Origin of the sequence: Paenibacillus silvestris (genome assembly GCF_009882985.1) — a bacterium.
Taxonomy (GTDB): Bacteria; Bacillota; Bacilli; order Paenibacillales; family NBRC-103111; genus Paenibacillus_E; species Paenibacillus_E silvestris.
In genome coordinates this window covers 94,147-118,462 of sequence record NZ_WTUZ01000021.1, presented here as the reverse complement: position 1 = coordinate 118,462, position 24,316 = coordinate 94,147, and the positions used below count along the sequence as shown (strand labels likewise).

General features: G+C 47.7%; 22 protein-coding genes. 4 read left to right on the top strand and 18 right to left on the bottom strand.

What is annotated here, in order from left to right; translation table 11 throughout:
- Nucleotides 1-17: 17 nt before the first annotated feature.
- Nucleotides 18-1,679: a hypothetical protein gene (locus GQF01_RS19080; RefSeq protein ID WP_161408334.1), complete on the bottom strand. Its 1,662-nt coding sequence runs from the start codon at nt 1,677-1,679 to the stop codon at nt 18-20.
- Between the two features lie 244 nt (nt 1,680-1,923).
- On the opposite strand from GQF01_RS19080, the gene GQF01_RS19075 reads away from it, so the two are divergent.
- Genes GQF01_RS19075 through GQF01_RS19065 form a run of 3 tightly spaced genes read left to right on the top strand, consistent with a single transcriptional unit; the run spans nt 1,924 to nt 4,500 of the window.
- The gene (locus tag GQF01_RS19075; protein WP_161408547.1) at nt 1,924-2,952 is read left to right on the top strand and encodes a methionine ABC transporter ATP-binding protein; all 1,029 of its coding nucleotides are present in this window, start codon (nt 1,924-1,926) and stop codon (nt 2,950-2,952) included.
- A complete protein-coding gene (locus GQF01_RS19070; RefSeq protein WP_161408333.1) occupies nt 2,949-3,611 on the top strand; it encodes a methionine ABC transporter permease in 663 nt (220 codons plus the stop codon). The genes GQF01_RS19075 and GQF01_RS19070 overlap by 4 nt, the downstream gene beginning before the upstream one ends.
- A gap of 31 nt (nt 3,612-3,642) precedes the next feature.
- A complete protein-coding gene (locus tag GQF01_RS19065; RefSeq protein WP_161408332.1) occupies nt 3,643-4,500 on the top strand; it encodes a MetQ/NlpA family ABC transporter substrate-binding protein in 858 nt (285 codons plus the stop codon).
- A 408-nt stretch (nt 4,501-4,908) separates the two neighbouring features.
- Here GQF01_RS19065 and GQF01_RS19060 read toward each other — a convergent pair whose 3' ends face one another.
- The 17 genes from GQF01_RS19060 to GQF01_RS18980 all read right to left on the bottom strand — a co-directional run bounded on the left by GQF01_RS19060 (nt 4,909) and on the right by GQF01_RS18980 (nt 23,607).
- Complete coding sequence (locus tag GQF01_RS19060; protein WP_161408331.1) at nt 4,909-5,751, bottom strand: YitT family protein; 843 nt, start codon at nt 5,749-5,751, stop codon at nt 4,909-4,911.
- 103 nt (nt 5,752-5,854) lie between these two features.
- The gene (gene ald, locus GQF01_RS19055) at nt 5,855-6,970 is read right to left on the bottom strand and encodes an alanine dehydrogenase (RefSeq protein ID WP_161408330.1); all 1,116 of its coding nucleotides are present in this window, start codon (nt 6,968-6,970) and stop codon (nt 5,855-5,857) included.
- Nucleotides 6,971-7,095: 125 nt separating this feature from the next.
- Nucleotides 7,096-8,763, bottom strand: coding sequence for a PucR family transcriptional regulator (locus GQF01_RS19050; protein ID WP_328803486.1), 1,668 nt, complete (start codon nt 8,761-8,763; stop codon nt 7,096-7,098).
- Nucleotides 8,764-8,902: 139 nt separating this feature from the next.
- On the bottom strand, nt 8,903-10,054 hold the full coding sequence (locus GQF01_RS19045) for a DUF2264 domain-containing protein (protein ID WP_161408329.1): 1,152 nt from the start codon (nt 10,052-10,054) through the stop codon (nt 8,903-8,905).
- On the bottom strand, nt 10,047-11,168 hold the full coding sequence (locus tag GQF01_RS19040) for a glycoside hydrolase family 88 protein (RefSeq protein WP_161408328.1): 1,122 nt from the start codon (nt 11,166-11,168) through the stop codon (nt 10,047-10,049). Before GQF01_RS19040 ends, GQF01_RS19045 begins: the two co-directional genes overlap by 8 nt.
- 19 nt (nt 11,169-11,187) lie before the next feature.
- Nucleotides 11,188-12,204 (bottom strand): LacI family DNA-binding transcriptional regulator, encoded by a 1,017-nt coding sequence (locus GQF01_RS19035; RefSeq protein ID WP_161408327.1) that lies wholly within the window; start codon nt 12,202-12,204, stop codon nt 11,188-11,190.
- Between the two features lie 123 nt (nt 12,205-12,327).
- Nucleotides 12,328-13,671, bottom strand: coding sequence for an ABC transporter substrate-binding protein (locus GQF01_RS19030; RefSeq protein WP_161408326.1), 1,344 nt, complete (start codon nt 13,669-13,671; stop codon nt 12,328-12,330).
- 423 nt (nt 13,672-14,094) lie between these two features.
- Nucleotides 14,095-15,000, bottom strand: a complete 906-nt coding sequence (locus GQF01_RS19025; RefSeq protein WP_161408325.1) for an LLM class flavin-dependent oxidoreductase — start codon at nt 14,998-15,000, stop codon at nt 14,095-14,097.
- Nucleotides 15,001-15,098: 98 nt separating this feature from the next.
- The gene (locus GQF01_RS19020) at nt 15,099-15,881 is read right to left on the bottom strand and encodes an SDR family NAD(P)-dependent oxidoreductase (RefSeq protein ID WP_161408324.1); all 783 of its coding nucleotides are present in this window, start codon (nt 15,879-15,881) and stop codon (nt 15,099-15,101) included.
- Between the two features lie 113 nt (nt 15,882-15,994).
- A complete protein-coding gene (locus GQF01_RS19015; RefSeq protein ID WP_161408323.1) occupies nt 15,995-17,080 on the bottom strand; it encodes a Gfo/Idh/MocA family protein in 1,086 nt (361 codons plus the stop codon).
- A 37-nt stretch (nt 17,081-17,117) separates the two neighbouring features.
- On the bottom strand, nt 17,118-18,200 hold the full coding sequence (locus GQF01_RS19010; protein WP_161408322.1) for a Gfo/Idh/MocA family protein: 1,083 nt from the start codon (nt 18,198-18,200) through the stop codon (nt 17,118-17,120).
- Nucleotides 18,201-18,908: 708 nt separating this feature from the next.
- Nucleotides 18,909-19,592 (bottom strand): hypothetical protein, encoded by a 684-nt coding sequence (locus GQF01_RS19005; protein ID WP_161408321.1) that lies wholly within the window; start codon nt 19,590-19,592, stop codon nt 18,909-18,911.
- A 135-nt stretch (nt 19,593-19,727) separates the two neighbouring features.
- Nucleotides 19,728-20,690 carry a class II fructose-bisphosphatase gene (gene glpX, locus GQF01_RS19000; protein WP_161408320.1) on the bottom strand — a complete coding sequence of 321 codons (963 nt, stop codon included), beginning with the start codon at nt 20,688-20,690 and terminating at the stop codon, nt 19,728-19,730.
- A gap of 40 nt (nt 20,691-20,730) precedes the next feature.
- Nucleotides 20,731-21,522 carry a pyruvate, water dikinase regulatory protein gene (locus GQF01_RS18995; protein WP_161408545.1) on the bottom strand — a complete coding sequence of 264 codons (792 nt, stop codon included), beginning with the start codon at nt 21,520-21,522 and terminating at the stop codon, nt 20,731-20,733.
- Nucleotides 21,523-21,549: 27 nt separating this feature from the next.
- Nucleotides 21,550-22,164, bottom strand: a complete 615-nt coding sequence (locus GQF01_RS18990) for a helix-turn-helix transcriptional regulator (protein ID WP_161408319.1) — start codon at nt 22,162-22,164, stop codon at nt 21,550-21,552.
- Nucleotides 22,165-22,403: 239 nt separating this feature from the next.
- Nucleotides 22,404-22,946 (bottom strand): chromate transporter, encoded by a 543-nt coding sequence (locus tag GQF01_RS18985; RefSeq protein WP_161408318.1) that lies wholly within the window; start codon nt 22,944-22,946, stop codon nt 22,404-22,406.
- A gap of 16 nt (nt 22,947-22,962) precedes the next feature.
- The gene (locus GQF01_RS18980) at nt 22,963-23,607 is read right to left on the bottom strand and encodes a chromate transporter (RefSeq protein ID WP_161408317.1); all 645 of its coding nucleotides are present in this window, start codon (nt 23,605-23,607) and stop codon (nt 22,963-22,965) included.
- Between the two features lie 241 nt (nt 23,608-23,848).
- Here GQF01_RS18980 and GQF01_RS18975 point away from each other — a divergent pair, with 241 nt between their 5' ends.
- Nucleotides 23,849-24,217, top strand: a complete 369-nt coding sequence (locus tag GQF01_RS18975) for a hypothetical protein (RefSeq protein ID WP_161408316.1) — start codon at nt 23,849-23,851, stop codon at nt 24,215-24,217.
- Nucleotides 24,218-24,316: the final 99 nt, after the last annotated feature.

Sequence of the window (24,316 nt, the reverse complement as noted above, 5' to 3'; positions counted from 1 at the left end):
CCCTCTTTTCTTTTATTTTATTTTAAAAGGGTCTTGTACGCAGCGAATTCAACAGCTTGGCCATTTACCAATCTGCCTGGTTCGCGGTCAGGGCCGCTTTCGAAAACAAGTACATCATCATTAAGCGTTGTGTAGATCAATACGGAACCGTTCTCTGCCGAATGAGCATGTTCCGGGTGTCTATGTCTCATCGTGTCTGCGAATTGGCGTACGTCCTCAATCCCCTTATTCATCGCTTCCTGTTTATCGATACACTCGATAACTACAGCATTTTTGCTGCCACTACTCGTAATAATGGAACGGTCGGTACGCACTTCCCTTTGATACGACTGCTGAACATAGACGGCTATGTACGCGTTCCCACAAAGGCCGAACAAAGCGTGCTCCTCTTCCACCCATTCGCCTTCCGGTAAGCAGCCAATAATTTGATCTTGGTGGTTCTGAGGAATTTGATAATCCACAATGATGGTATTGCGGTGAAAAAACACTTCTGAAAATTCGCTCTGATGACGCAAATCTCCTTCTTTATTTCCAGTAGCTGGATGAAAAAAATAAGCATGATTGATTCCTGACACTGCTTCCAGAGGCAGCGACACATCCCAGCGATGCTGTTCATTGTCAAATTCAAGCACGCGCTCGTAGATGCCGCCTACGGCAAAGCTTTCTGAGATATATACATAACTATGCAGAACATCCTCTTCACTCGCAGCCGTTCCTGCCTGCTTCGGAATTCGGGATTTCACTTCAATAGGCGCCTTACGATTCAAGGCCAGCTCACGGGCATCGGCGGGAGCTTCATAGGCAAGAAAACCCGCAAATTCGGTTCGAGGCATTTCGTCAGGAAGCGTAAAATCCCCATATTGCACATAATCATGCAGAACATTCGTATCCCTAGGCATATCGTGAGGCCATATTCTGGAATGCGGCCCAACCCATGCGCCTCCCAAATAATACGTCGAGCGAACACGCCATAAATAATCCAGCATTTGCGCGAGCTCATCTTTCAGATCTTGATCCTTCATCAACTGCCATGCGCACGTATATGCCTGTATGTGATGCCAGAACCACGGCAGCCCGCCGTACTCAGACATGCCAATCGAGGTAATCCGATTCTGTGTAAGGCGCAAGCTCGCGATGCCATCCTCCAGTAAATCCTTATCTTCATAGCGCTGTCCAAAAATGAGTTTAGCCGCCGTATATTTGGCTTCGTGGTGGTTATAATGCTCAACCTTTTTTCGATAGAAGTTGCTCTTATAGATATGTTGAAGCGCTTCCTCGAAGGCGTTTTGCAAGGGCTCGCTAAGAACTGCCGAGAATTGATCATAAAAATAAACCATTAAGCTTCCCATTAATTCCACTGGGAGTGTATTTTTAGAAGCTTCCTGTGGTGTTGGTTTTAAGTTTAACGGCCAATGGCCATACGTCGGGCTTTGTGCATCCTGATCTTGAAGTTCAAGTACATGCTGCAGAATGGCTTCTGCTTTGGTTTTCGCTAATTGGCGGTCTCCGTTAAATGCAATCTCCTGTTCTTTTGAAGCAGCCAATAGATAGGAAGCATAATAGAAATTGTCGCGAACATCTTGGTGAAACAAGAAGCCGCTATCTTGTAGCGGCAGTTGGTATGCCGCTGCAGCAACCTTTGATTTGATCTCGTTTTGTCTTTGTTGCAAATTCGTCAAATTTGTCATCCCCTTGCGCCCTTCATCAAAGAGAGCGTTTTATCTGTTTTGTAAAGCGCTCTCTTTCTTAGTTGAAACGTTTAACTTAAGTTTATATGCAAATATATGCATCGTCAATGCATGGTGAAACATTCATTTTTCATATTTTTGGCTGTTGCTTCCCTTTACAATTTCTTATAAAATAATCTACCGTTGGTCAAAATATACAATCACCATTATTTGCTTGGGATAGGAGGTATTCATCCTGATTCATATCGAGAACTTACAAAAAGTGTACGAGGATATACCGGGACGTGTACCGGCCATCCAGCAGATCCATTTACATATCGATCGTGGAGAAATCTTCGGTATTATCGGACACTCCGGCGCAGGGAAAAGCACCTTGCTGCGATGCGTAAATTTACTTGAGCGCCCCTCCTCGGGCAGCATCACCATCGATGGCGAAGACATGACTAGTCTAAATGCCAAACAGCTGCAAGTAAAGCGCCGCAAGATCGGGATGATTTTTCAACACTTCAATCTGCTCTCCTCCTCTACGGTTGCCGATAATATCGCTTTCCCGCTGAGACTCGCTGGTATGGGACAAGCTGAGATTGCTGCAAGAATCAAAGAGCTGCTTGAATTAGTTGGACTGCAGGACCATGCGGACAAATATCCCAGCCAGCTCTCCGGCGGGCAGAAGCAGCGTGTTGGTATTGCCAGAGCACTGGCTAACCATCCGGACGTTCTGCTCTGCGACGAAGCTACTTCTGCTCTAGATCCGCAGACCACGAATGCGATTCTGGCCTTGCTGCTCGATATTAACTGGAAGCTAGGTATTACAATCCTGCTCATTACGCATGAAATGCAGGTGATTCGGGCGATCTGTGACCGCGTCGCTGTCATGGAGAAAGGTTTGATCGTTGAAACCGGGAAAGTGCTCGATGTATTCCTGCAACCACAGCATCCCGTAACGAAGGATTTTGTTGGACAAGTCTCTGATTTCGCAACCAGCATGACGGATGACGGTCCAAGCGTGAACTCAGGAAATACACAAGGAACCATGATACGGATTACGTATATCGGAGCCAAAACGTATGAACCCATTCTCTTCGAGACGGTCAAATCGACGAATGTGACATTCGCTATTATGCAGGGCACTATTTCTTCTATGAAAGGTGTGCCATACGGCCAGTTGGTCGTGCAATTATCCGGCGCTCAGCAAGAGGAAATAGATACGGTGATTGCTAAATTGAAACAAGAAGGAATGGATGTGGAGGTGATTACCCCATGAATATGACCTGGGAGATTAACTGGACGGAGATTGCAAAAGCCACCGGCGATACGCTTGTCATGTTGGGGTGGTCGCTCCTATTCACCATCATTATCGGCTTAGCCCTTGGCATTATTTTATTCCTAACTTCCAAAGGACAGTTGTTGCAAAATGTTCCGCTTTATGGCGTGCTCTCCTTAATCGTGAACATCCTGCGCTCCGTGCCGTTCGTCATTCTCATGATTTCGGTGTTTCCGATCACGAAAGTGCTCGTGCACACCACCATCGGCGTGAAAGGCGCGATCCCGCCTCTCGTTATCGCTGCCGCGCCCTTCCTGGCGCGGCTGGTCGAATCCGCGCTGCGTGAGATCGAGAGCGGCGTCATTGAAGCCGCTCAGTCGATGGGCGCAACGCCATGGCAAATCGTGTGGCGCGTTCTGCTGCCGGAAGCGCGCCCGGGCTTGATCTCAGCCGTTACAGTTACGGCTGTTGCTCTGCTCTCCTACTCCGCTATGTCAGGCGTCGTAGGTGGTGGCGGGCTCGGTGATCTGGCGCTCCGCTACGGCTATATGCGGTTCCGTACGGATATTATGATCGTCACCGTCATCATTCTTGTTCTTTTCGTTCAGCTTTTACAAATGTTTGGTGATCGTATGGTCGCCAAATACAACCGCAAATAAGACATTATTGATTATTGGAGGTCATGTTATCATGAAAAAAATATCTATTTCACTTGTTGCTTTATTCTTCATGCTGGCGCTTGCCGCATGTGGACAAAAACCGGCTGAGAATCAAGCCACTACAGCTCCTGCAGCTTCTGGAGCACCTGCAGCCACGACACCTGCCAAAGAAGTTACGTTGAAAGTCGGGGCTTCTTCCGTTCCCCACGCGGAAATTTTGAACGGCATTAAAGCCAAAATGAAAGCTCAAGGCGTTAACCTGGAAGTCATCGAGTTCAACGATTATGTACAACCGAATGTGCAAGTGTTCGAAAAACAATTGGATGCTAACTTTTTTCAACATCTGCCTTACCTAGATCAATACAATGCTGACAAAAAGCAAAACCTAGTTAAAGTCGTAGGCGTGCACATTGAGCCGTTCGGCGCGTACTCTCAAAAAGTGAAATCCGCTGCTGAATTGAAAGAAGGCGCGTCTGTTGCCATTCCGAATGATCCGTCCAACGCTGGCCGTGCGCTGGCGCTGATGGAGAAAAACGGTTTGATCAAACTGAAAGATGGCGTTGGTATCAAAGGAACCGTGAAAGACATTGTAGAAAATAGCAAAAAACTTCAAATTAAAGAGCTTGACCCAGCAATGCTGCCACGTACGATTGGTGAGTTCGATCTAGCGCTTATCAACACGAACTACGCGCTTCAAGCGAATTTGAATCCTACCAAGGATGCGCTGTTCATCGAGGACAAAAACTCCCCTTACGTGAACATTCTCGTGGCTCGTCCGGATAACAAAGATTCCGAAGCTATGCAAAAGCTGGCGAAAGAATTGAACTCCGCTGACACGAAAAAGTTCATTGAAGACAAATACAAAGGCGCTATCGTTCCAGCGTTCTAACATAGAATTGAAAAGGGGCTGTCCCAAAGGTCAATAGACCTTGAGGGATCAGCCCCTTGATCTAGGGAGATGACGCGCAGGGGAAATCGTAGCGGACATTATCTAATTTGATGCAAAAAGTGCAGCAAATTCTCATATGATCGATGGCTTCGGAGATAATCCTGCATTTTGTGCAGTTAATCTCATTGATACCATTGAAAATAGGAATGTCGCTTTATTTGATGTACTTTTTGCATCATTCTGTGCCAATAGCTGGTTCTGGTGCGAATTCACTGCACTTTATACATCATTTATTACCATCAAGCGTATGTTGAATAGGGCTGTCCCGAAAGGTTAATAGACCTTAAAGGACCAGCCCTTTTATTTAGAACAAGAATAGCTTGAAGCACAGTAAAATACAGCATTTGTTTACGACTCATGCCGGGCGAAGCCATTCCCCACCACTTCCCGCACGTCGCTGAAGGAGACAAAAGCAGCGGCGTCAATACGATGAACCAGCGATTTGAGCTTAATGATTTCTTTCCGGCTTACGATACAATAAATGACTTCCCGCTGCAGTCCTGTATAACCCCCTTTGCCTTCGAGAAACGTGATTCCACGCTGCAACTCGGTCATAATCGCTGTTGCCGTCTGCTCAGGTTTATCTGTAATGATAAAGGCCGATCGAGCGCCAGAGGCGCCCTCCAGCACGAAATCAATCACTCTAGCACCTACGATTATTGCCACAAGCGTGTACATAGCCCGCGTCAAATCCAGGTAAATCAGAGATAGTAACAGAACGATGAAATCGATGCCAAAAATCGTTTTGGCTATCCCGATCCCATAATGTTTGTGCAACATTCGTGCGATGATATCGGTTCCCTCTGTCATCCCTTCAAAACGAAACACAATGCCAAAACCTAACCCTACAATGGCTCCTGCATACAGAGAAGCTAACAAAGGGTCTGGCAGCGGCATGGAGAAGGCCTCAAACAGCCACAAAAACAGCGATACCGATATCATCCCAACAACGGTATAGATGAAGCTAATGCGGCCGAGCATTTTCCAACCGATGAGAATAAGAGGAATGTTAATCAACAGGTTTGACCATGCTGGATTCCAGCCTAAGACATATTTGAGCAACAGGGCGAGTCCAGTTATCCCCCCCTCTGCCAGCCCGTTAGCCAGATTAAAGTAGTTCATCCCGAAAGCTATAATCGCGGAACCGCCTATAATAGCAATTACATTGATAAAATTGATTTTTGCAGTCATCCTAATCTCCTCAGTTAAAGTCATTTGCGATTATCATACCCTGATGTAACATTTCCCATTAGCACAAAAAAACGCCTATCCCTGTAGGAAAGGCGTCAATCTCTTATTGTAAAAGTGAGAGTATATCCGTATATTCGTAGCCATGTGCCTCAGCAACAGCCTTATAAGTAACATGCCCCGCCACAACATTAATCCCTTTGGCAATGGCTTTATTATCCAGAGCTGCGCGTACAAACCCTTTGCTGGCAATTTGCAAGCCATAAGGAGTAGTTACATTCGTAAGCGCCAGTGTAGATGTACGAGCCACGGCACCAGGCATATTCGCTACCGCATAGTGAATGACTCCATGCTTCTCGTAAGTCGGTTGGTCATGGGTTGTGATGCGGTCAATCGTCTCAATGGAGCCCCCTTGATCAATCGCAACGTCGACAATGACACTGCCAGGACTCATCGTTTTGACCATCTCTTCGGTCACCAAACGCGGTGCGCGTGCGCCAGGAATCAATACTGCGCCTACAACCAAATCAGCTTGTCGCACGACTTCCGCAATGTTATACGGACTTGACATAATCGTTTTCACACGTCCTTGGAAGAGGTCATCCAATTGGCGCAAACGATCCGGATTCAAGTCAACGATTGTGACATCGGCGCCTAAGCCAATTGCCATTTTCGCTGCGTTTGCCCCTACGATTCCACCGCCGATAACGGCAACTTTCCCTGGCTCAACACCGGGTACGCCGCCGAGCAGAATCCCTTTGCCCCCATGCGCTTTCTCCAAGAAATGCGCGCCGATTTGGACAGACATGCGGCCTGCCACTTCACTCATTGGCGTCAATAATGGCAGGCTGCCGTTATCCAACTGAATCGTCTCATAGGCAATGGCAGTTACTTTGTTGCGTGCTAGAGCATGTGTCAGTTCAGCCTCAGGTGCAAGGTGAAGATACGTATACAAAATCAAACCTTCGTGGAAGTAACCATACTCCTCAGGGAGCGGTTCTTTCACTTTGACAACCATTTCAGCTGACCAAACGTCCGCTGCTGCAGCAACGATCGTCGCCCCTGCTTGTACGTAATCCTCATTCGTGAACCCGATGCTAAGCCCTGCCATGGTTTCTACCAAAACTTCATGCCCTGCTTTTGTATATGAAAGCACAGAGCTAGGCGTCATGCCTACACGAAACTCGTTATTTTTTATTTCCTTAGGAACCCCAATAATCATTCTGCATCTACCTCTCTTAGGGACCCATGAAAAAAAGGATCCGCCTTCACTTGATAGTTCCAAGTATAAGAGGGATCCAATCTTGTTCCATTAGACAAATTGTAAAAAATCTGTCCGCTTTTTTTTCACAATTTAAGTTCAGGATGAATCAGTTGATAGGCCCTGATACCAACCTGCAGCGCTAATCGTTTCTCCGGGAGCATATAATCGGCGCCAAGCAGCTCCTCTATTTTCTCCAAGCGGTAATACAGCGATTGCCTGACGATAAAGAGCTGTTGAGCAGCAACCTGCTTAGACCCATCATTATCCAGATACACCTTAAGGGTACGCAGCAGCTCACTGCCTTTCGTTTGATCATAATCAAGGATCGGACCTAAGTATGTGCGGACAAATGCGTGCAGAATTTGCTTATCAGGAATATGAAAGAGCAGTTGGAAGACGCCAAGTTCATCAAAAAACTGCACTTTACCTCGCAGTGTCGGAGCAAGAGAAATCGCTTGAAGCGCTTCCTGATAGCTTACATGCGCCTGCAAGAAGCTGCGGTTGCTTTGACCAACTCCGATGGTCAGCTCCATCTCTTCTTCAGCTTTCAAGAGCTGCAGCGACTGAAACACCTGTTGGAGTCGCTCTTTGGCTGGCCGTTTGGACATTTTGTCAAAAGCTACGACGACAAGCCGGTTATTTTTCAAAGTTAACAAGGGATGAAACATGTGCTGTTCAAATATGGATCGTGCGGCTAACGAAAGGTGAATGCCTGCTGATTCTAAACCCTCACCGTCTTCAAGAACGGATTGATTCTCGATTTGTCTATGTTCAAATTCAAGTAAAATAACATGATAAGGAAGTTCATTCAGCTGTTTAAATCCATGACCAATCAAGACTTTAACCTGCTCCTCGTCACGAATTCGAAGATGGAGCAGATCGTCTACCCATAAGGTTTGCGAGTATAGTTTGCGCTCTTCCATATATCGCTTGCGCAATAAATCCTGCGCGATCGATAAAGAGGCAGAGTCCAGAATCAAGTACTCATACTCTTGCGGTTTACGGCCTAGAACGAGGATGATATGAGCCCAGGTCTTTCCCATCGCGCCAACAGGCTGCACAATGACCGTCTGGCCATCTAATTCAAAAACAACAGGAGATCCCGTATTCCTTGAGGTTGTGTCTAGTTCTATTTGACTGTTCAGAATTTCCAGCCACTGCGTTGTTTCACGGCTCCCCAGCTGAGGAATAAATCTGGGTTGGCTATCCTGAGGGATATAGATGACTTGGGCTTTGGTACTGCTCTGGAGCAGCCCCAGCACGTGGGATACGCCCTGTGAGGATAAGGTCATGCGATGGAACTCACGTGAAATTTTCTCCAGATCCTGCAGCGCTTTATGATGCTGGTTGATAATGTACGCATGAATATCCTGCGTGATGTCGATAAAGCGCACCGCTTGAGGGAAAATGATGAGAGGGAGCCCGCAGGCTTCCGCCGCATCAATCCAGTCTTGCGGAATTAAACTCAAATAATGCCCCATCTCGATGCAGAGACAAGATACGTTATTATTAATAAGCTGCTCCAAATAAAGCATAAACAGCTTGGTATCGCTCTTGAAAGCAGCTCCTGTTGTCAGGATCATCTCTCCGCCCTGCAGCAGCTCTTCAAACTGAATCACTTCTATGATATGCACCCAGCGCACTAGTCGTTGTAAGCCTTCTTGTCCTGCAGCGATATAGGCTTGCTGAAAGAAAGGTCTACCGAGTACTTCTTCTACCGTTAATTGATAATCTTGATTCAAGACTGTCACGCTACTTTCTTCTGGCTCACCAAAGTTATCCACAATTGACTATTCAGGCTGTTTGGGGATAAAGGAATTAATGAAGTTTAGTATACATGAAAAAAGCGCCTGTTTCACTAGGAAACAAGGCGCTTTACAGATATCCGTCTTAAATTGCTTTATCAATAGCAACGGTTTGCCCGGACCAAACCTTCTGCGAGGTCCAAGGCGCATCCGCATCCTGCCAGAACGCATCATCGGCCGGCAGGCCAAGCGGCAGGAACACGGCGGAGCACAGGTATAGACTGCCCGTTGAGATGTAAGGCTCGCCAAGCTCAGGCTGGTGACCGCACAGACCGATCGTCAGCCACCCTTCTTCGTCGAAAGTGCCCGGAGCTTCGATCAGACGCCTGATCATGACGCTTAATGCGCATCTAACTTGCGAAGGAGAAACACCGACTGGCAGTTCACGGCGCAGCGCTGTTTGAGCAAGCGACTGGAAAGCGCCGAACCGGTAAGCAAGCGACCTGCCAATGACAGGGAATGTACCCTCTGGTGAGATGGAACGCTCCTGAACAGCAGCATAACGCTGCGCACGGGTCAGAATATCTTTGCGCATCGCTGCCCAATCTTCATAGTGCGTTTCCACATGCTCAATGATATCAACCAGCATAGGCTGAATCACGAAGCTGTTGTAGTAGTCCGCATGATAATGAGGGCCATCACCGTACATGCCGTCTCCCAGGTACCACTGCTCATGCTGCTTGAGGGCATAATCCACCCGCATCTGGTCCCAATCCTCACCCATGAACCGGAGCGCAGTTTCAGTCATAGCGGCAAACAACAACCAGTTGTTGAACCCTGGCTTACGGGTTCTCGTCGCTTTCAAGGCTTGCACCAGATTGCGCTGAACACGGCTATCCAGACCATGCCATAGTGTGTTAGGAGCTCTTAGAATGGCATGCGATAGAAAAGCAGTGTCCACGATCGGCTGAAAGCCTTGACTAAAGTTCATGAAATCAGGCGACTCTGGATCTGTCGCAGCATCGAGGCCTGCACGCACAAGCTCGGCGTAGTGCGTCCGAAGCTTCTCCTCTTCCGCATCAAGCGCAGGCGTTTCCAGCCATGGCGCGATACCGACGAGTGTACGGGCAAAAGCTTCCAGATGCGAGTACTGGCGCTGCTCTTCTTTTTTATTTTCGACAGGCATGGATGCCCGCAGTTTGTTATCTGCCAAAGCCGCAAGAACGGGATCAGCAATCCGAAGCATGGTTTGTACCCAGTAAGAACGGGTACTGCTTGTTGAGGCTTGATTATTCATACCAGTAACCTTTGATTCCTTTCTCCATACGCACAAGCGCTTCCAGATAGTAATAATCTCCCCAAATCATGAAGTCATCCGGCGCGTTGCCGCCACGAACACTGTAGGAGCCGCGCTCAATGAAACCTTGTGCATCAGGCTTGCCGATTGTCGCGTAGGATTTTACAAGTCCAGCCATCGAGCGCCCAATCGCATTTTCCAAATAAGCACGGTCAGCATCATCAGCAGCCAAATGTTCCAACAACTCCAGTGCTCCTGCTGAAGCAATCGCGGAAGCGGAGCTGTCGCGTTTCGTTTCTTCGTTCACTGGCGCATTGAAATCCCAGTATACAACGTCATCCTGCGGCAGACGATCAAAGAAGTAGCGAGCCAGACGTTTCGCTGTTTCTAGGTAAAGCGGATTTTTCGTATAGTGGTACGAAAGTGCGAATCCATAAATACCCCATGCTTGGCCGCGGGTCCATGTTGAACCGTCGCTATACCCTTGCGCAGTGCCACCATGCAGCGGCTCACCGTTTTCTTGATCAAAGTAGAACGTATGGAAAGAGGAATCATCGCCACGCACCAAATAACGGCGGCTTAAATCAGCATGAATGACGGCAACTTCTTTGTATTTCGCATTGCCCGTTTGTTCGTAAGCCCAGTACAAGAGCGGCAAATTCATCATGCAGTCAATGATAATGCGGCCCCCGTTATGCTCATCGCCTTCTTGGCCCCACGCTTGAATATACTGACCTTTTGGTCTCCAACGCTTCATCAATACATCAGCTGCCTGCAGAGTAAGCTGTTTCGCATTCTCATCTTTTTCAATAATCCACTGCGCTTTGGATGAAAGGGAATATAAGAAGCCGATATCATGGTGATCAAGTGCAACATTGTCTTCCAATCTTTTCTTAAAGCTTGCAACCGTTTTCTGAGCAGCCTCTTGAAAAGCGGTGTCCCCGCTGTATTGGTAGCCCAGCCACAAAATACCGGACCAGAAGCCGTCCGTCCAATCCGTATTCGGATTCAGGTGATACACATCATTTTCGCTGACATGAGGAAATTCATCCCCAAAACGTTCAATGTTCACTTTCGTTTTCTGTAAAGCATCTTCAATGGCTTGTTTCCACATGAATGATTCACTCCGTTTACTATAGTTTGGTTGTACCGCGTTCTATAAAAGTAAGAGGGACCTCGATTTCGCGTTCTTCGCCAGTCTCCGCTTTATTACCCAGTTTCTGCATCAGCTTATGAATGGCCATTTGTGCTTGATCGTCATAAGGAATGTCCCAGCTAGAGATGCCAGGATAGCTTTCTTTTGCAATATAATCGTTGTTAATTCCAATAAGCCGTAAGCGACTCGGAATATCAATGTGCATCTTATTAGCCGCTGATAACACTCTTAATGCCACATGATCATCAAAAGCGACGATCCCAACAGGCTTAGCTTGCCGCTGCAGGAGATCACTCAGGTAAGCTTCGATATCCAATCCCATCGTATCCACGATTTCATGGTAAATACTGCCTCCGAACTGCGCTATCCCAGCATTAAACCCGATTAGACGCTGTTCATCGATGACCTTCGAGCGTTTGCTGCCTAAATAGCAAATAGCTTCGCAGCCATGCTCAGCAAGTACCTTGACCGATTGCAGGCAAGCTCCCGCAAATCCCAGATTAACGGCACCAGTCGCAATGTCCGCTGGCCAGCCCCACCCATTAATCAGTACCAATGGTGTTCCGCTGTTGACAATCGAGCGCGTCGTTTCAAACCCCATCGCTAAACCGTGGCAAATTAACCCGTCAACTCTCCGCTGCAGCAAAACTTCCAAGTGCCTGCGTTCAATATCCGGGTCAAAACCTCCTGAAGAAAAAACAGATAAGTGGTACCCTGCATGATGCGCTTCAATCTGCAAATGTTCGGCAAGCTGTCCATAATAGCTTCCCAGCGCTGGAATAATGAGACCGATTTCATAAGTTTTGCTGCTGCTTAATCCTGCTGCCATCGTGTTGCGTCGATACCCCAGCTGCTCAGCAGCCAATTCGACTTTGCGAATCGTCTCTTTCGATGAGCGAATACCACCTCGATTCAACACATTGGAGACGGTGGCAATCGACACACCTGCTGCTTCGGCCACTTCCACAATGGTGACTTGTTTGGGCTTGGTCATCCCTGTTTCAACTCCGTTTTGTTAAACGTTTAACATACTCTATTAGCTTAATTTGAAACGTTTAACCTGTCAAGAGAAAAAAAGACCGGTTCCCTCATTTCAAGGGAATTCCGGTCTCTTACTTTACTTCGCTTTATTTTTTTCCAAAACAGCGTTGGCATCCTTGCGGAATTTCGCAGCCGCTTCTTCTACGCTCGTTTTCTTATACAAGATTTGCTCGCTTGTTGCTTTGAGCAATTTCTCGACTTCGATGGAACCAACCGGGTTCGGAGGATCCATTTGGGAACTGTTTTGCTCAGCCCACGCCACATAATCAAAGATTTTCACTTCGTTCGGTGACAGCAGCGGTTTGAGTGCATCTTTCACTTTGGAGGAAACAGGCACACCACGGTCGCCTTTAATCAATTTATTAGCTTCAATATCGTTCACGAAGAAGGAGATGAACTTCGCTGCCTCTTCTTTTTGCTTGGAGCTATTCGCAATGGAGAAGTACATACTCGGCTTCAAGAATAAGCCTTTATTGCCGTTGCGACCAGGAAGTGGGAACAGCTCAAGCGGACGGTCTTTGACCAAGTTGGCAACAGCCAAGAATTGATTGGACCAACCATTGCCGGTTACCGCATTGTTCAGCAAAATTTCATCTTCCTCAGCTACACCTTTCTTCTGTGATTCTTTATCAAGGGAAAGGATATTGCCAGCTTCGTACCACTTCTGATAACGCTTGAAGTAATCAATGAACGGTTTATCATCGGTGTAGCCAAGAGCTGTACCGTCGGCATTATACATTTTTTGATCGACAGAACGCAGGTAATACGGGAAGAAGACTTCATGGTGAAGGGCAAAACCACCGATTTGCTTGCCGCCAGCTTTCGCTTTTGCCGCAACCGCATCATAATCCTCCCACGTCCACTCTTTGGTTGGTGTAGGAATGCCTAAGCTTTTGAACGTATTCACATCAATTGTTGTTGCCAGGGCGTTCACCCCTAAGTTCATCGCAACTAATTTTCCGCCTACTTCACCACCAGAAATATTATTCGGGGAGATGGAGGAAACATCGATAAGCCCGTTTTTGGTATAAGGCGTCATATCAGCCAACTGATTTTTACCGCCGTATTGTGTTAAATAGGAGATATCCATTTGAATAACATCCGGGAGCTGATTGGCTGAGGCTTGCGGAGCAAGCTTTTTCCAGTAGTCGTCGAATGGCGCGTATTCCGCTTCAATCTTAACGTTCGGGTTCTGTTTCTCATACATCTCGATAACTTTCAACGTGTAATCGTGACGCGCTTGCCCACCCCACCAAGCTACGCGGAGCTTAACTGGATCTTTACTAGGTGCTGTTGTTGCCACTGCCGCTTTGGATGGTTCGGCGCTAGCCGCAGGTGCTGGTGTATTCGTGCTTGACGAGCATGCTGCCGCAGTAAACATGATGGATAGCGACAGAGCTAAAGTGAACACTTTTTTCATCTCTATTCCTCCCCTAAGTGAGCCGATCAAATTTGGATAACGCTTACATGTTTATTATCCAACTTTCTAGCGGAAAGTTTAATCCAGAAAGTAGAGGTATTTGTTTAAAAAACAGTGTTAAAAAATTATTAAAAAAAAATAAAACCATCCTGAGACTTTTTACGTAGTACTGTTCATGCATGACATACTTTCAGGGTTAGGGAGGTTTCTTGCTTATGACATTGACACTCAGGTATTACCAAACCGCTTCAATCCGGGACACCATTTCCATGTTAGTCTGGTATTTACGTAAAAAACGCCGCTAGTAACATGTCTTATAGGGCTCGCAAATAAGTATGAAAGGCTGCATCTCCAGTAGAATATCTACTAGGGATGCAGCCTTTTTGCTAGCTTAGTGGTGAGACACCACTGCTCTGTAAGCTGTCAGGAAATGATTGAACTCATAAGTTCATATGAACGCAGCCGCTGCTCATAATCTGCAACTGGCGTGACCAGTAGACATTCATCGACCTCACAGTCGCGTGCGATCAGCTCCAACTGCTCGCGCACGCTAGCTGCTGTACCGACGAGCACTTTACGCTGGGGTTGAAACTCTGCACCTTGCAGCCAAGGCATGCCAGCTGCAAGCAGCTGCGCTTCCTCCTCCGAAGCAGCGCAAACTACACCTACCGCGATCATAACGCGGGGGACCTGCCCTTGTGCGGACGGTACGAATCGTTCCCGGTAGCCTCGCACCACTTCATTAGCAGCGCTGTCGCTCATAAACTGGCCGAATACGTAGCCAGTTCCATGCTCAGCAGCTAATGCTGCGCTTTTCGTGTTTGTGCCGAGCATCCACACTTCCGGCGCAATCGGGGGCACTGGCCTTGCCGTTACCGCTTGCCCCTCGCAGGCAAACCGGCCTTCCAGCAAGGCCATTAATGACCTCAACATCTCCGGCATCTGGCGGACGTTATCCAAGAAGTTGCCGCTCAGCGCAATCGCGGCATTGGCTGAACCACCGGGCGCCCGCCCGATGCCAAGATCGATCCTGCCTGGGTATAAGGCAGCTAGCATATGAAAGCTTTCAGCCACCTTCATTGGCTTATAATGTGGCAGCAGCAGCGCACCTGAACCGATGCGAATACGTTCCGTTCTCGCGCCGATATGCGATAAGAGCACCTCAGTCGATGTACAAGCCAGCGCGGGCATATCATGGTGTTCGGCAACCCAGTAGCGCGAGTAGCCCCACTTCTCGGCTTGCTTGGCCAACTTGACGGCTTGCTCATAGGCAGTTGCAGCGTCTGCTTGGTCAATAACGGGAACAAGGTCTAACACACTTAGCTTCATTCAGATGTCCCCCCTTTCTCTTATAATGCACTTCGAGCTGTGTAGTCGCCAAAAAGCCCCTTATTCACAAACGAATAAAGAGCCGGTATAGGTATCATTTACAAAGCTTCACCTTTGCCACCATCAATATTGACCGAAGTTCCCGTCACATAGGAAGCGGCTTTGGAGGATAGGAAAGCGATCACATTCGCTGCTTCCTCTGCATCACCGATACGTCCTAGAGGGATTGCGTGCCGTGCATCACTTGCATACTCATCCCATGTGAGCTCAGGCGCTTCACGCTTCCAGGCTTTTTCCAGCTGATCACTGCGAATTTTCCCGATGCAAACCGTGTTAACTCGGATGCCGGCACCAGCAAGATCCTTGCTCATTGCGTTGGTTAAAGCCAGTCCCGCTGCGCGGCTGACACTTGTGGGCAAGGAGGAAGCCGGCGGTGTTTTGGCCGCAGACGTCGTAAGATTCACAATGGAGCCGCCTCCAGCTTGCTTCATATATGGAATCGCATAACGGGAGCAATGAATCGCTCCGAACAATTTCAGTTCCAAATCCTGCCGCCATACTTCCGTTTCCACCTGTTCAAAAGGTTTTGCTGCAGAAGTCCCGGCATTATTTACCAGAATATCGATACCTCCGAATGCTTCAACCGTTTGCTCGACAGCGCGTTTGCAATCTTCTTCCGACATGACATCCGCTTGAATCGCAAGCACACGGCTTTCGGTCAATTCGGCAATATGTTTGGCAGCTTCTTGCAGCTGCTGCTCATTCCTCGCACAAATAGCAACCTTCGCACCTTCACGAGATAACGTGATCGCAGTCGCTAGGCCAATCCCTTTGCTCCCGCCTGTAATTAAGGCTACTTTCCCCTTCAACCCCAAATCCATCCCTACATCCATCCTTTCTTAGACACCAGAGTAGTTCAAGCATACTCTTTTTAGCAGCATTTTTTCAAATGTTGGCAAAAAAAAGAGAGGCAGCAGCCCCCCTTTTCGACTTACTAGTTATTCAAGTAAACGGCTTTTCCAGTACGCGCTGATTCATAAATAGCTTCCAAAATTTGCGATACAACATAGGCTTGCTCAGGTGTCACGACAGGCTCTGCGTCTGTTTCGATCGCTTTGATCCAAGTACGCATTTCCAGATCCGCATCACTTTCTTTGGCCCCGTCATAAAAAGCAACTCCGCCAGCTTTCAGATCGACTTCTGTTGTGTACAAACGGCTGTGCTTCTCGCCATTGATACGAAGTCCGCCCTTCATGTCTGCTCCGCCTTCCGTTCCGCTCAGTGAGCACTTCGCTTCGTCAACTTCAAGCGTGTTCAGAGCCCAGCTGGATTCCAGCATAATTGTCGCTCCGTTTTCCATCACGATCATCCCGAATGCGGAATCTTCCACCGTGAACTTGCTTGGATCCCATGGCCCCCAGGCATTAGCCGCATTCTCCTTCTGGGACAATTCGTGGTAGGACGTTCCAAGTACAACTTTCGGTTTGTAGTTGTCCATCATCCAAAGCGTCAAGTCCAAAGCATGTGTCCCGATATCAATGAGCGGGCCTCCGCCTTGTTTTTCCTCATCAAGGAATACACCCCATGTCGGAACAGCACGTCGGCGAATCGCATGCGCTTTAGCAAAATAAATTTCGCCAAGCTCACCTTGCTCACAAACACGTTTCAAATGCTGGCTATCCGCACGGAAACGGTTGTTGTAGCCAATTGTAAGCTTTTTGCCTGTACGTTTAGCTGTTTCAGCCATACGTTTGGCATCTGCTGCCGTTTTGGCCATTGGCTTCTCACACATTACATGTTTGCCAGCTTCCAAAGCTGCAATAGCAATTTCCGCATGTGAGTCATTCGGAGTAAGAACATGCACGATATCAATCGTAGCGTCTGTTAATAGTTCTTTGTAATCTTCATATACAGTTGCGCCTTCTGCGCCGTATTTGTCAGCCGCTTTTTCTGCGCGCTCGCCAACGATGTCACAGAATGCAACAATTTCAATGTTCTTCAGTTTGCTCAAGCTTGGCAAATGCTTACCATTTGCAATTCCACCACAACCAATGATACCAATACGGAAAATACGTGACATAAGATTACCTCCAAAGTAGGTTGAATTTTATTATGAATTAATTAGGAAGTTCAATAGTAACTTCGCGTTTCAAGAGCGAGGAACGGATAATACCGTCAATAACTGCTTGATTCCGGACGATTTGCTCACCTGGAATCGGTGCAGGCTTGCCGTCGCGAACCGCTTCAACAAAATCGCGAACTTTTTCGTTAAATAAATTTTTGCTATGTTCAATGATTGGAATCTGACTTTCGGTATGATGTCCAAGAACATCATGGAAGTACGTGATAGATCCTACAGATCCATCAAACACCCCGCTCCATGGCCCTTTACCAGCTGGCGTCACTTTAAGTCCGCCATCGGTTCCAAGGAACAGGGTCGGTCCTAATGTATCCATATGCATCGCCCATGAGATTTTGAAATTCAGTACGAGGTCACCTTCAAAGCGGATCATCGCAACACCGAAGTCCTCAACATCGAAGCGCGCTGCTTCTTTATGATACAAAGGGTTCGTACCAAAAAAGTTCGAACTGTAAGCGGATACGGTAAGCGGTTTCGGATATCCCATCGCATTAAGTGCCATATCGAGCGAGTAGCAGCCAATATCTGCCATTGCGCCAGCACCAGCAATTTCCTTGGAGATGAATGTACCGCCAGGCATCCCTCTGCGACGTCCGCCGCCAGTTTCCACGTAGTACACTTTGCCCAGTTGACCGGACTGAACCACATCTTGAATGGTTTTCATGTTCGGATCATACCTCGGCTGGAAGCCAACATTGAGCATGAAGCCTGTCTTTTTCGCCGTTTGCGCCATTTCTACCGCTTCATCCAATGTAACGGACATCGGCTTTTCAAGCATGACATTTTTACCTGCCAGCAAGGCATCTACCGTTGTGCGGTGATGAGCCACGTTGGGGGTGCAAATACTTACTCCGTCAAGGTCTAGCTCTAGCAGCTGACGGTAATCATCAAAGGCTTGCGCCGTTGTAAGCTGCCAAAAATCAATGAATTGCGCCGCTTTGCCTGGAACAGCATCTGCAACCGCTACAATCTCTACATCAGCCAGCTCTCGGTAGGCTCTTACATGTGCGCCAGCAATACCGCCGCCGCCAATAATGCCGATTCTCAATGTTTTGCTCATCTCATTACCTCATCGCTACATGTAATATTAAGACATCCTACATAAATGTAGCATAGGAATAATAGGATTTTTAGTCTAACATTAGGACAAAAGAGTTAAGAAATTACGACATGTCTTATTTAGGCAGAAAACCGGCTTGTCTTCTTGATTTCGTTGGATGGCCATTCACAACATTTATTGACCCTTCAAAATCAGGATAGAAGCCGTCATTCAGAGGGCGGAATAGCAGCAGCTGGATCCGTAACAGATCGGTAAGTTATATGGGGAGAGGTGACGGCTGAGTTGCTATTGGTGGTGGGATAGTTGTTGTCGGCTAACGGACTGAGATGACGCTATGTGCTACTTTTGAGAGAATATTTGCAGCTAACGGACTCCAGAGTCGTTATTGATCTTGAACTTGACTAAAACGGCTACCAAATCCATAAATAACGGCGCCTCAGTCCGTTAGCCCTCGAATCCAGCCGAATTTGGTGGAATAACGGCTGCTGGGTCCGTAAGTCCGTTCCACTGCAAAACGCAAAGAGAGCTGCCCCAGTAGATATCTCTACTTTGGCGACAGCCCTTAGAAGAAGGCTTGATAGCCTCTTTTTATTACGCTACTTCCACAATCTTCAGATCAATCGCAGTTTCCATAATTCTCCCAATCAATCGTTAATCGTTGCTCCCATAATCCTCCTGCTTAATCAACAAACCGAACAATCCACCCACTCACTTGCCACCTTCGCCGCCAACCTTCTTCTTCGCATCCTCCAGAAGACTCCGGTAAGCAGGCTCCTCCGGATGATCACGCACCAAGTCCTCGTAGTAGCGGCTGACTCGCTGAAAATAATAAGGATGAACGTCCTGCGTCGGAACAAGCCGATACGGCTCCCAGCGGTACGTCTGCACCTGATACGCTTGATCCTGCTCTTTCACCCAAAGCGCGAGTTCGCACAAGCCGTCTTGCCCTTCCCGGGTTGGCATATCCTCAATCTCCAAATGATTGTACGTGGTCCCCGGTGGAATCATCCGCTGAAAGCCGCTTGACGTCCACTGGATGATATCGAGCTCACAGCCCGCTTCCGCCCCCCTGCCCTCCTGCTGCCAGCCGATAATCACATCCCAGCCTTCTCTGCGTGAAACCGGCGCTGCGGCAAAATCCGTTACTCCCCTAATTCCTCCCGTGGCTGCAGATGCAATAGGAAACCAGTTACCGGAATAATCCTTGATCGAGAACAGGTACTGGTTATCTAAAAATCTATACATCGCCGTGATTTCGGGAGAGCCGTCACCGTCAACGTCCGCATACAAAATCGCCGCGGGATTCCCCTGCTGCTGGAGCTGCACAATCTCTGCTTCTTGAGGTATACAGCTCCGGACGACGGCAAGGAAATCAATGGGGTTCTTACTCATAGTTATCCCTCTTTTCGCATCATTTTCAACTAAAGTATATGCGACTAAGGACTTGGCACATGAACACTTATGGCAAGAACAAAGAAAAGACCATGCATCTCAACCAAAGTTGACATACATGGTCCTCATTACGCTTTAGGCGCTCCCAAGATACACCTGTGTCTGATGGACGCAATGAATGAAGCGCACGGTCTGCGTTTCTGCCCTCATGACGACCGAGTGAGTTTCTGCGCGGCCACCGAATTGATATTTCACACCGCTCAGGAAATCACCGGAGGTGACACCTGTTGCCGCGAAGTAAATATCGGAATCTCCGATGAGATCACGCATGCCAAGAACTCTGGACGGATCCGTGATCCCCATGGCCAAGCAGCGGGCAATCTCAGCCTCATTCTCAGGCAGAAGCCGTCCCTGGAATTCGCCGCCCATGCAGCGCAGCGCTGCCGCAGCAAGCACACCCTCCGGCGCGCCTCCCGAACCCACGTGCAGATCGATGCCCGTTTCGGGAAAGGCTGTCGCCATAGCTCCCGCTACATCACCGTCGCTGAGCAGATGAATTTTAACACCTAAGGTGCGCAGTACTAAGATTTTGTCGGCATGCCTTTTGCGATCCAAGATCGAGACGGTTAGCTCGGTTACATCTTTTTGCAGCAGCTCCGCGGCTCTGCGTACCGTCACTTCGAGCGGATCCTCTAACCGGAGATGACCGGCTAATCGCGGACCGACGGCCAGCTTTTCCATATACATATCTGGAGCATGCAGCAGATTCCCTTTCTCGGCAATAGCTACCACAGAAAGCGCATTATTTCTGCCGCTTGCAACAATGTCCGTACCTTCTAGCGGATCAACAGCCACATCATACTCAGGACCAGAACCGCTGCCCACAGCCTCGCCAATATAGAGCATCGGAGCTTCATCCATCTCTCCTTCCCCTATGACAACAGTTCCCCGAAATGGAATGGAGCTAAAAATAGAACGCATGGCAGATGTAGCCGCTTCGTCAGCGCTATGTTTATTCCCTTTTCCAGTCCACCGAGCGGACGCCAAAGCAGCATATTCTGTAACCCGAACAATTTCCAGTGACAAATCTCTTTGCATACATCCATTCACCCTTTCTACTTTGGGATTGTCTGTGCGTTTATGTTCTATTGGCTAAAATAAGACCTGCTGTTTCTTCGATTGCTTTCTCGCTAACATCGATGATTTGGCAGCCCAGCTCGCGATACAATTTCATCGCAAAAGCCAGCTCTTCTTTGACTCGCTCCCCGGTCGCATATTTGGCGCCAAAAGGAAGCCCTACCGCTTTCAAGCGTTCTGTGCGAATGCGCACGAGTTGATCAGGACTCATCGTTAAACCAATTAGTTTCTTAGGATTTAATTCATATATAATGGCAGGCGGCTTCACCTCTGGGACAAGCGGGTAATTGGCCACTTTATTCCCTTTATGCGCCAAATATATGCTTAGCGGCGTTTTGGAGGTACGGGAAGGCCCAAGCAGGACAATGTTAGCGTGTTTCATCGCGCTCGGATCTTTGCCGTCATCACTATTTACAGTGAATTCAACCGCTTCAACCCGCTGATAATACTGTTCATCCATCTGATAGAGCAGACCTACTTTGCGCTTCGGTGAATCCTTGAAAGTATCAATGAATGCCTGCATCATAGGTCCCATAATGTCAATCGCATTAACGCTAAGTCGAATTGCTTCCTGCCGCATCATCTCCCTAAGTTCAGGAAGAACCAGTGTGTAGGCGATAAAACCGTTCACTTTCGAGGCTTCTTCCACTAAGGAGCGCACTTCATCTTCGGTTCGGATCGACCCGAAGCGCTTGACCTGCACTTGGCTTGCATTAAATTGGCGGATTGTTGCTTGTACGACGGTATTCGCCGTTTCCCCTACAGAATCCGAACAAACGAAAATCGTATGCATCTTATCTCCCACTTGCACTCCTCCTGATTAAATCCCCAGCGCTACTTCAAGCAGCAGTTTGGTCATCGTCGTTTTCGTAATTCGGCCAATTACTTCATCATGTTCCTGATCAGGCGCTGCCAGCTTAACGACGGGCAATCCGTCAACTTGATGATGGATCATTTTCCGAGCAGCTTCTAACACACTGTCTTCCGGGTTCACGGTAACAATATTCGGATGCCTCGTCATAACGAGCGAAACAGGCATGCTGTTCGCGGCGGATTGCCCTAATGTCACTTTAAGCAGATCCTTTCGTGAAACGATGCCTACTAGAGCCCCCTGTTGATTAACAATCATTAAACTTCCTACATTTTCGAGAAAAAGTGTCACGACAGCATCGCTGACCGTAACCGTTTCCCTAAGCACGACGGGAATGCCCATGACTTCTTTGACCTTCATCGCCTCAATATGCTTAAATGGTGAATTGACCTCAAGGGCAGTTTTTCCAAGAAAATAACCGACCTTCGGTTTGGCATCAATATGCCCCAGCATCACCAAAACAGCCAGATCCGAACGGATCGTTGGGCGGCTAATGCCTAAAAGCTCAGCGATGCGCTCCCCCGTAATCGGGGCATGCTTGCCCACAAGATCAATAATTTCCAACTGGCGGGATGTCAGCTCGATGATGTTTCCCTCCTAAATCATTCAAAAGCGCTTATATAGTGTGTTCTATTTATTATATATTGTATATTATATAGCATAAAAAAGGAAAATAATATTGTTTTATAGCACATAAAATAATTTCTTATCATAATTGGACACGTTCTGTTCACTTTTTTAGGATGCCAAAAAGCCCCCTTTCTACTTCCCTGAAGGAATGAAAGAGAGCTCCTGCTAATCGTCTATAGAAAGAAGACAATGCCCATAATGCCCGCGCCTACAATAATAATAAATGGATGCAGCTTATATTTAACAATTCCTACAAAAGCGCCAATTGAGATTAAAATCGTAGCAATTTGCTGCCAGGTAATCGGCAGTTTGGCTTCGCCCCATCCTGCCATTCCAAAGTGAATCGCCGCAAATATAATTAAGCCGGTAACAACGGGCTTCAATCCATAAAATGATGATTTGAACCATCGATTATTATGCCATTTGTACAAAAACGCCGCTAATACGATGATCAATAAGAGAGATGGAAGCACCATTCCGAGCGTCGCCGCGATGGCGCCCATCACGCCAGCCGTCTGAAAACCAATTAGTGTGGCACAATTCGTCGCGATCGGTCCTGGACCTGATCCTGCCAAAGAAACAACCTGGTTAAAAGCTTCATCTGTCAGCCAGTTATTCTTGCTCACCTCGTGCTGGATGATTGGCATCATCGCATATCCGCCGCCAAAGGAGATAAACCCAATCTTAAAAAAAGTAAGAAATAAACTGAATAGCACGCTTAATCACCTTCCCTCATATGCCGTCAGCAATGAAATAATCTGCGGCCCGGTTGGTTTTGGGCGACTGCGATTGCGTTTCTTTGTTCGCGAATGGATCTTTCATTCCCCATTTTTGCTTCAAGAAAACGACAGCAATCCCGACCACAACCCCGATGCCAATCACTAAAATCGGTGATATCGGGAGGAAAAGCAGGACGAGCACGGTAGCCACGGCGGCAAAAAGCGTCATTTTATCAATAATGGATGACTTCGCCATTTTGTAGGCAGCTGCTGCGATCAGTCCAACAATTGCAGCATGAATCCCCTCCATGATAGCTTGCATTTTCGGATAACTTTGGAGAAATGCGTAAACCATACTAAGGATCATAACAATCAAAAAGGTAGGAAGCGTAATGCCGATGACGGCTGCTACGGCTCCCCGAATTCCCGCCAAATGATAGCCGACTAAGGCAGAAACATTCACGCCTACGCCGCCCGGAGCTGCTCCGGATATGGCAAGAAGTTCAGTCATCTCATCATCAGACATCCACTTATTCGTCTCAACGACTTCTCTATGAATAGCAGGCAGCATGGCATACCCGCCACCAAAAGTAAGTGGGCTGATCCGCAGAAATGTCCAGAAGATGCTTATTAATTTACGATAGTTGTTTATTGGCATGTTGGTTGACCTCCCCTGCACTTAATTCTATTTTGAACTAAAGAGAGTAGAATGTCCAATCATTTTTACTAATCTCTTTCTTAAACCTCGCTTATAATGCAGGATGTTTGCTTATATTAATCCCGATCATCCCGATTAAAGATCTAAGTTTAATTTATTTTGGCATAAAGGTCGGTTTTTCAATAGAATTGGGGTAAGCCTACCATAGGAACACCTAACCTATTTGAGAGGATGATGAATGATGAGCCGAATGATTCAAGCGTATTTTCACACGGAAAACCAAGCCGAGGGTGCCAAAGCGCTGCTAATGAAATACGATCCGCAAATGCTCGAGGTTGGTTCCCTAGAGGGCGGATATAACGGCAGTGGACGGCTGCTGCTGCCGTTCATGGAAAGCGGAGGATTAGTAAATGAGGCGAACATTAACAATAGCTTTGCCATGGTTGATGCGCCTCCGGCCGCAGCCCGCGCTTCTTCCGATTATGCGAGCGACGGGGATACCCAAGCACTTCATTATGTGCTCTCTTGCAAAGTCGCGGATGCAAACTATTTGGGAGCTGCTGAGATCATTCGCCGCAACCATGGTCATCTGGAAGAATTTAACGATTAGATCGCAGCAAAATCCAACATCGGGAACTCTGGTGCGCTATTTCTCACAAAAGCACATGTTTCGCCTGTTTGGGGAACTACGATCCGTTATTTCACAGTT